At 47.1% G+C, this 890-nt stretch carries 1 protein-coding gene; it reads right to left on the bottom strand.

What is annotated here, in order from left to right; genetic code table 11:
• Positions 1 to 14: 14 nt before the first annotated feature.
• Positions 15 to 890, bottom strand: an 876-nt coding sequence (locus ACTHS3_RS15570) for an MFS transporter (protein WP_440368450.1), incomplete at its 5' end; no start/stop codon positions are given.

Raw genomic sequence — 890 nt, 5'->3', positions numbered from 1 at the left:
CTAATTTTCAACAATCAATTAAACAAACTTAAGGCTTTAACAAACACCATAATGACGCCATAGCCCAAAGGAATGCAGACCAAAGCCCAACGCCACCATACGCCGATACCGCCCGCTGATACTTTCTTGCTGATCAGATAAGCATCGGATACAGCGGTTTCATCATCGGGATTGCCACTATGTGCCGCGACCTTAATGTCTTTCTCGTGATGCTTTTCATGAACAGAACGGACACTCAAATTACACAACAAACCAACAATCAACAAACCTGCCATGATGTACATGGTAATGCTATAAGCTTCAGCAGCCGGAACGCCACTTTCAATTTGGCTTTGGCGGATATAGTTGACCAACACCGGGCCAATAACAGCCGCAGTTGACCATGCCAGCAAAATCCTGCCGTGTATTGCCCCGACTTGATAAGTGCCGAACAAATCCTTCAAATACGCCGGAATGGCTGCAAAACCGCCGCCATACATGGAAATGATGACGCAGAAACCAATGACAAACAAAGCCTTGTTACCGCTCTCGCCAATCGACGGAATGGCAAAATACAACAGCGAGCCGAGCACAAAGAAAATAGTATAAGTATTTTTACGGCCAATTTTGTCGGACACGCTGGACCACAAAAAGCGGCCGCCCATATTAAACAGACTCAACAGACTCACAAAACCTGCCGCCGCACCCGCACCAATTGCCGCTTGTTTTCCTACAGATGCCTCGGAAAAAAGCTCCTGAATCATGACGGAAGCCTGACCTAGAACGCCGATACCCGCTGTCACGTTCAAGCACAACACCCAAAACAAGAGCCAGAATTGCGGCGTTTTCATGGCTTGTGAGACATTGACATGATTACTGCTGACCAATTTGCTTTTGTTTTTCGGCGCAAC

The organism is Neisseria sp. P0009.S007, from assembly GCF_051962515.1.
The sequence above is the reverse complement of the archived record's forward strand: the minus strand, read 5'-3'. Positions and strand labels throughout refer to the sequence as shown.